The sequence below is a fragment of the Sphingomonas bacterium genome (assembly GCF_028289855.1).
Taxonomy (GTDB): Bacteria; Pseudomonadota; Alphaproteobacteria; order Sphingomonadales; family Sphingomonadaceae; genus Sphingomonas.
Genome location: NZ_JAQGKZ010000070.1, coordinates 1 through 7,313 on the forward strand (window position 1 = coordinate 1; position 7,313 = coordinate 7,313).

Here is a 7,313-nt window from a genome sequence, read left to right on the forward strand (position 1 = left end):
GCCCCGCCGCGGTTCCCGGATCGGCGACGATAGCGTCAACCCGCGCGCGGATTTCTTCCATCTTCTCGAAGTCGGAATCCTCCCACACGCGCAGGATATTCTCGAAACTGCGCTCGGCCGGCGGCAACGTCACGACGCGCGCCTTGATCCGCCGCGAAATGTCGGTCCAGCCGTCCTCGACCAGATCCTCGTCGACCATCATGCCCGGAGTCTGGTTGGCGGTGAAATTCTCCAGCCAGCGGCGCTGCCAGCCCGGCGTCGCGATTTCCGCGAACCAGTCGGGGTCGATCGGCGCGTTGGCGCGGACATCGACCGACGAAGGCGTGCGCTGGACGACGTAGAGTTCCTTGGCCGCGCGCGCGAGGTGCGGCACCGCCTGGACCGAGGTCGCGCCGGTGCCGATGATCGCGACCCGCTTGTCCGCCAGATTGCTCATCGGCGCGCCGTCCGCATCGCCCCTGGTATAGCCGTAATCCCAGCGGCTGGTGTGGAATGACTTACCCTTGAACTTCTCGATCCCCGGAATCCCGGGCAGCTTCGGAATATGCAGCGGCCCCGTGCCGATCCCGACATATTTGGCGGTAAAGCGATCGTCGCGGTCGGTGGTGATCTCCCACAATTGCCGCGCCTGATCCCAGCGCAGCTCGCGAATCTGCGTATGGAACAGCGCCTTGTCGTACAGCCCATATTGCCGCCCAATCCGCCGGCATTGGTCGAGGATTTCGGGCCCATGCGCGTATTTCTCGGTCGGGCGGTGCCCGGTTTCCTCAAGCAGCGGAATATAGATCATCGACGCGGTATCGCACTGCGCGCCGGGGTAGCGGTTCCAGTACCACGTACCCCCGAAATCGCCGCCCTTCTCGATGATGCGATAGTCGTCGATCCCGGCTTCCGCGAGCCGCGCGCCGGTCACCAGCCCGGCAAACCCGCCGCCGACGAACGCGAAGGTGACGTGGTCGGTGACCGGATCGCGCGGCACCACCGGCATGTGCGGGTCGATCGCATAATCCGCGAACGCGCCGTTGAGGTCGATATATTGGTCGTTGCCGTCGTCGCGCAGCCTTTTGTCGCGCTCGGCGATATATTTGGCGAGCAGCGCCTTCTTATCGACGGGCGCGCGGATTGGGGTCGGATCGTTCATGACCATACCCTATCCTCGAAAATGGGGTAAGGGCAAGCCGCGCGCCCGTCGCGGGCGGCCAATGAGCCGCCCCCTTATCGATCAGCGTGCTGGCGCAGTGCTGAGGTAAATGCCGCCCAGCGCCGCTTCGACCTCGTCGGCCCGGATCAGCCGCCACCGGCTGTGGTCGAGGTCTGCCGGCAAGTCCGCAGCGTTGACCGGCAGGATGCGCATCCGCGCCTCATAGCCGTTGTTGCTGGTGCCATAATTGATCCCATACATGCCGTAGGTCGTCAGCGTGCGTTCGACGAACATCCGTGAATCCACCAGGAAGCTGTCCATGCCCGCCTTGCGCGTCTGTTGTGCGGCGGCGAGCATGGCGAGTTCCTCGATCGTCGCCCGGTTCGTCAAAAGGCCGCCATAGCGGATGTTGAGGTATTTGGAGTCCGCCTCGCGCTTCGTGTAGAAGCCATTCTGGTCGCCGAGAAAAAAGCCGTCCCCTGCCCCCGCAAATGTCGGCACCATCGACGCCGTTTCCGGGCGCGGGAGCAATTCGACCAACTCGCGGATCGTCAGCACATTGTCCTTCGCGATCGCGGCGTCGATCTTGCCATACAGCGACTTTATCAGGTCATCGCGCGCACCCGCTTCCGACGGGGTCGCGACCTTGATCTGGCCCAGCAGGTCGGGAAGAACGGTCATGGTGCTCGACTGTTTGAGATCGACCTCGGTGCGCAGCGTCTGGATCGTCAGCGTGCCGGCACGCGCACGCAAAGCGATCAGCGCCTTCCAGCGGTCGAGCTTGCTGGTCGCCACCTGCCCCGCATCGACCTGACGATCGTGGCTTGCGATCTTGCTCTTCCCGTATGTCTCGCCGGCCGCGAGCGGGGGAAGCGGCGCCATCACCTCGGCCAGGTCGGCTTCGGCGGCGGCAATGGCGGCGCGCGACGCATCGACCTTGCCGATCGCCGCCAACGCATAGGCGCGCGCGCCGGCGACGTCCGCGCGTTTCTCGATCGCCTGGTATTTTTGGCTCTCCAGTCCCTGGATCTGCCAGTCGCCGCGGCCGCGCGGTAAATCGAAGCTCACGTCTTGCCCATTGTCCGCGGCCCCGCGGAAATCGGAATAGACCATCTCCAGCCAGAAAAGCCGGACGAAGCCCGCGGGGGAGAGCCGGGCGTTTTCCTTGATCAGCCGGCGTTGCGTCTCACGGTCGGTCTCGTTGGCGAGGCGGATCGACAAGGTGAGCTGACGCAGGAACGCCGCATAGGGTCGCTCCTTTTCGATCGTGCCGAGCTCGGCGAGTGCATCATCCTTCTTGCCCAGCTTGAAGTCCGCGATGGCGCGCAACGCGCGATTGCCCATCATCACAGAGCGTTCGAAGTACAAATCCTTTGCCGGCGCGGCCGCATCGGATGCCGCCAGCGTCACGAGTGCGCCCGCGGCGTCGCCGGCATCGAGCTGATGCGTCGCCTTGGCCTGGAGCAAATGCGCGCGCCGCAGCCAATATTGCGGCAGCAACAGCGGATCGGCGAGCGCGGCATCGCAAGCGGGAATGGCCTCCGCGCCGAACGCGGTCTGGCTGCGGCGAATGTCGGCGGAGCGCGACGCGAGCCCCCACAGCCACGTACCCTTGGTCATGCCGTCGATTTTCTTGGTCGGCGCGGCATAGCCGTCGCACATGCTGAAATCGCCGGGCGATGCCGCCGCAGGCGTCGCCGTCACGACCGCCAAAGCGGTCGCGCCAATCAGTCCAACACGCATCGATACCCCCAAATTACCCTGCCCCGCGCGCAACATAATCGCCGGGCGGCAAATCCCGCAAGGTAAATCAGCGAGTTACTTCACCGGTTTGACCGTCATCCCCGTCCACTTGGCGATGAACGCCCAGTCCATCGCGGTTTCGTCGATGATCTTGGTCGTCGGCTTGCCCGACCCGTGCCCCGCGCGCGTTTCGATGCGGACCAGACGCGGTTTCGGGCCGAGGTCCATCGATTGCAGCATCGCGGTGTATTTAAACGTGTGCCCCGGCACCACGCGGTCGTCGGTGTCGGCGGTCGCCGCCAGGATCGCCGGATACGGCCTGCCCGTGCGGATGTTGTGATACGGCGAGTATTTGTACAGCACGCGGAAATCGGCTTCCTTCGACGGATAGCCATAGTCGTCGACCCAGTAGCGCCCGGCGGTGAAGCGGTCGAAGCGCAGCATGTCCATCACGCCAACCTGCGGCAGCGCGGCGGCGAACAGATCCGGGCGCTGGTTGACTACCGCGCCGATCAGCAGCCCGCCGTTCGACCCGCCCATCACCGCCAACTGATCCTTGCCGGTATAGCCCTTGGCCTTGAGATACTCGCCCGCCGCGATGAAATCGTCGAACACGTTCTGCTTGTTGGCCAGCCGCCCGCCGTCGTGCCACGGCTTGCCATACTCTCCGCCGCCGCGAATGTTGGCGACGGCATAGACCCCGCCCTGTTCGAGCCACGCGATCCGCGTCGCGGAGAAGGCCGGCTCCATCGTGATGTTGAACCCGCCATAGGCGTAGAGGAGGGTCGGCGCCGGGCCGCTCGTGCCCTTCTTGCGGACGATGAACATTGGCACGCGGGTGCCGTCCTTCGACGTGTAGAACACTTGGCTGACGACGTAGCTGGCCGGGTTGAACGCGACCTTGGGTTGTGCCCAGACGGTCGATTTGCCGGTCGCGACGTCGTAGCGATAGATCGTCGACGGCGTGTTGTAGCTGGTGAAGCTGTAGAACGTCTCGGGATCGTCCGCCTCGCCGCCGAACCCGCCGACCGATCCGATCCCGGGGAGCGCAACCTTGCCCGCGAGCTTGCCGTCGAGACCGTAGGTCCGCACTTCGCTCTTCACGTCGACCAGGTATGTCGCGATCAGCTTGCCGCCGACGATCCCGGCACCATCAAGTACCGCCTTGTCCTCGGGGATCACTCCGACCACCGGCACCTCGGCTGATTTGGCATAGAGGTTGGTCGACACCACCCGCAGCCGCGGCGCGTCCTTGTTCGTCACCCAATAGAAAGTGCCGCCGACATTGCCGGCCAGACTCCACTGGTAATCGAGCCCCTTGAATATCGTGCGCGGCGTGGGGCTCGGCGCGGTCAGATCGATCACGGTGATTTCGTAGCGGTTGTCGGTGCCCTCGGTGGTCGTGACGACCAGCCACTTGCCGTCGTCGGTCACCTGGATGCCGTGCCCGCGCTTGGGGGTGTCGGGGGTCGCGTAGATCAGCGGGTCGGCCGATTGCGGCGTGCCAAGCTTGTGGAAATAGACCGCCTGGTTCTCGTTGGTCGATTGGAACTTCTTGCCCTCGGGCGGCGCCGGAAAGCGCGAATAATAAAAGCCCGACCCGTCCTTCGCCCAGGCGAGCCCGGAAAACTTCACCCACTCGACGGTATCGTCGAGCACTTGGCCGCTGTCGACGTCGAGCACCTTGACCGTGCGCCAGTCGGTGCCGCCGTCCTGGATCGTATAGACCAGCCGCTTGCCGTCCTCGCTCGGTACCCATTCGCCCAAAGCGGTCGCGCCATCTTTCGACCAGCCGTTGGGGTCGATCAGCACCCGCCCCGCCCCGTTCACACTGTCGCGCACGTACAGCACGGCCTGATTCTGCAGCCCCGAATTGCGCGTGTAGAAGTACCGCCCGCCTTTCTTGTACGGCGTACCGAAGCGTTCGTAATCGATCAGCTGGGTCAGCCGCGCCTTGAAGATGTCGCGCCCGGGCAGCGTCGCGAGATAGGCGTCGGTGATACGGTTCTCGTCCGCCACCCACGCCGCGACCCTGGGATCGGTGCGGACGTCGTTCTCCAGCCAGCGATACGGGTCGGCGACCTTGACGCCGAATTGCTCGTCGACGGTCGGGCCGGCCTCGGTCGCGGGATAGGTCATGGGCTTGGGATTACTCGTCTGGGCAAAAGCGGGAACGGCAAGGGCGATCAGGGTCAGCGGCACAATTCGGCGCATCGGGAAACTCCGCGAAGATGAACCTCACCCTCTATCAGGCGTCACTTCAGGTTCAACCGGAAGGATTATAACCGGAACGGACCCGTATCGACGTTTGCGCGTTGTCACGGGGTAATCCCAAGGAGAATGAATATGTCGCGTAAACTCACCCTCGCTTTGTCTGCCGCGGCGGTTTCGCTGTCGGCGGTCGCGCTGCCCGCGCTGCCTGCCGGCGCGCAGACCGTGTACGAACAGCGCCGTTTCGACGCCGCGCAGCGCACCTACGACCGCGAACGCGCGATCTACGAGGCGGCGCAGCGCCGCGACCAGCGCCGCTCTAGCTACAACGATCCGCGCTATAACAACGACCCGCGCTACAACGACCAGGATTATGATCGCCGCTATGCGACCGATTATGATGCGACGCGCTATTATCGCGACGATCCCCGCTATCAGGAGCGTGTGCTGACCTCGAACGACCAGGTCTATCGCGGGTCGGACGGGCGCTATTATTGCAAGCGCAACGACGGCACGACCGGCCTCATCATCGGCGGGATCGGCGGTGCCGTTGCCGGTAACGTCATCGATGGCGGCCGCAACCGCGCGGCCGGCACGCTGATCGGCGGCGCACTGGGCGCGCTGCTCGGCAAGTCGATCGACCAGAACAACCAGCCGGTACGGTGCCGCTAAGCCGCACGGGGTTAGCGTGAGCTAACCCCAAGACGGCGAAGCGCGGCCGGCCTCGCATAGCGAGGTCCGACGACGCGGCTTTGCCGCGGCGGGCCAACACAGAAAGGGCCGCGCTTCTCCCTCGGAAGCGCGGCCCTTTTTTATAATCGATCGAAATCCGCTCAAGCCGCTTCGTCATACCCCTCATCGACCATCACCGGGCCCGAATCCTGGCCCTTGGCGCTGACGTCGCGGTCGACGAATTCGATGATCGCGATCGGCGAGGCGTCGGACATGCGGATGCCGGCCTTGATCACGCGGGTGTAACCGCCGTTGCGGCTGGCGTAGCGCGGGCCGATGACGTCGAACAGCTTCACCAGCTGCGTGTCGTCGAGCAACTTGGCGTGCGCGAGGCGGCGGTTCGACAGGCCACCCTTCTTCGCGAGCGTCACCAGCTTCTCGACATACGGGCGAAGCTCCTTCGCCTTGGCGACGGTGGTGGTGATCTGCTCGTGCTTGATCAGCGCAGCCGCCATGTTGCGGAACAACGCGGCGCGGTGTGCCGAGGTACGCTGAAGCTTACGACCGCCTACTTTATGGCGCATGGGTCATTCCTTTTCGTTCGTCAGGGGGCCGTGTCAGGTACCCCGGGCCTGGTGAGGACGGTCAGCCCACCCACTTTTCCGTCACCCCCGCGAAAGCGGGGGCCCATCTCCCACCGTCTCACCCGGCCCGACGTTCAGGAGCTGGGCCCCCGCTTTCGCGGGGGTGACGGTGGGATGGGCGGTTAGCCCATGATTTCCTGCTCGAGCTTCTTGGCCATCTCTTCAATGTTTTCCGGCGGCCAGCCGGGGATTTCCATCCCCAGCCGCAGCCCCATGCTCGACAGCACTTCCTTGATCTCGTTCAACGACTTGCGGCCGAAGTTCGGCGTGCGCAGCATCTCGGCTTCGGTCTTGCCGACCAGGTCGCCGATATAGATGATGTTGTCGTTCTTGAGGCAGTTCGCGCTGCGCACCGACAGTTCGAGCTCGTCGACCTTCTTGAGCAGGTAGCGGTTGATCTGCTGCGTGTCGCCGGTGACGCCGGTGTCGGCGGGGGCGGCGGCGAGGCCGATCGGCGCCGAGCGCGTGATCGCCGAATCGTCGAAGTGGACGAACAGCGCGAGCTGGTCCTGCAGGATGCGCGCGGCGTACGCGAGCGCGTCCTCCGGGGTCACCGTGCCGTCGGTTTCGATCGACAGCGTGAGTTTGTCGTAATCGAGTTCCTGCCCGACGCGCGTGTTCTCGACCTTGTACGACACCTGGCGGACGGGCGAGTAGAGCGCGTCGACCGGGATCAGACCGATCGGCGCGTCGGCCGGACGGTTGGCGATGGCGGCGACATAGCCCTTACCCACGTCGGCGGTCAGCTCCATGTTGAGCGTCGCGCCCTCGTCGAGGTGGCAGATCAGCAGATCGGGGCTCATCACCTCGATATCGCCCGATACCGCGATGTCGCCCGCCTTGACGTCGGCCGGGCCCGTCACCGAGAGCTGGAGCCGTTTGGGGCCTTCGCCCTGCATGCG

At 64.8% G+C, this 7,313-nt stretch carries 6 protein-coding genes; 1 reads left to right on the forward strand and 5 read right to left on the reverse strand.

What is annotated here, in order from left to right:
* The 3 genes from JWM94_RS07835 to JWM94_RS07845 form a co-directional block, all read right to left on the reverse strand.
* On the reverse strand, positions 1-1,141 hold a 1,141-nt coding region (locus JWM94_RS07835), incomplete at its 3' end, for an NAD(P)/FAD-dependent oxidoreductase (RefSeq protein WP_299424621.1).
* An 81-nt stretch (positions 1,142-1,222) separates the two neighbouring features.
* Positions 1,223-2,884 (reverse strand): hypothetical protein, encoded by a 1,662-nt coding sequence (locus JWM94_RS07840; protein WP_299424624.1) that lies wholly within the window; start codon positions 2,882-2,884, stop codon positions 1,223-1,225.
* Positions 2,885-2,959: 75 nt separating this feature from the next.
* Positions 2,960-5,098 (reverse strand): prolyl oligopeptidase family serine peptidase, encoded by a 2,139-nt coding sequence (locus tag JWM94_RS07845; RefSeq protein WP_299424627.1) that lies wholly within the window; start codon positions 5,096-5,098, stop codon positions 2,960-2,962.
* Positions 5,099-5,230: 132 nt separating this feature from the next.
* Here JWM94_RS07845 and JWM94_RS07850 point away from each other — a divergent pair, with 132 nt between their 5' ends.
* The gene (locus tag JWM94_RS07850; protein ID WP_299424630.1) at positions 5,231-5,767 is read left to right on the forward strand and encodes a glycine zipper 2TM domain-containing protein; all 537 of its coding nucleotides are present in this window, start codon (positions 5,231-5,233) and stop codon (positions 5,765-5,767) included.
* A 161-nt stretch (positions 5,768-5,928) separates the two neighbouring features.
* Here the strand turns inward: JWM94_RS07850 and rplQ are convergent, their stop codons facing one another.
* On the reverse strand, positions 5,929-6,351 hold the full coding sequence (rplQ, locus tag JWM94_RS07855) for a 50S ribosomal protein L17 (protein WP_299424633.1): 423 nt from the start codon (positions 6,349-6,351) through the stop codon (positions 5,929-5,931).
* Between the two features lie 182 nt (positions 6,352-6,533).
* The coding region (locus JWM94_RS07860) for a DNA-directed RNA polymerase subunit alpha (RefSeq protein WP_299424635.1) at positions 6,534-7,313 on the reverse strand (780 nt) is incomplete at its 5' end.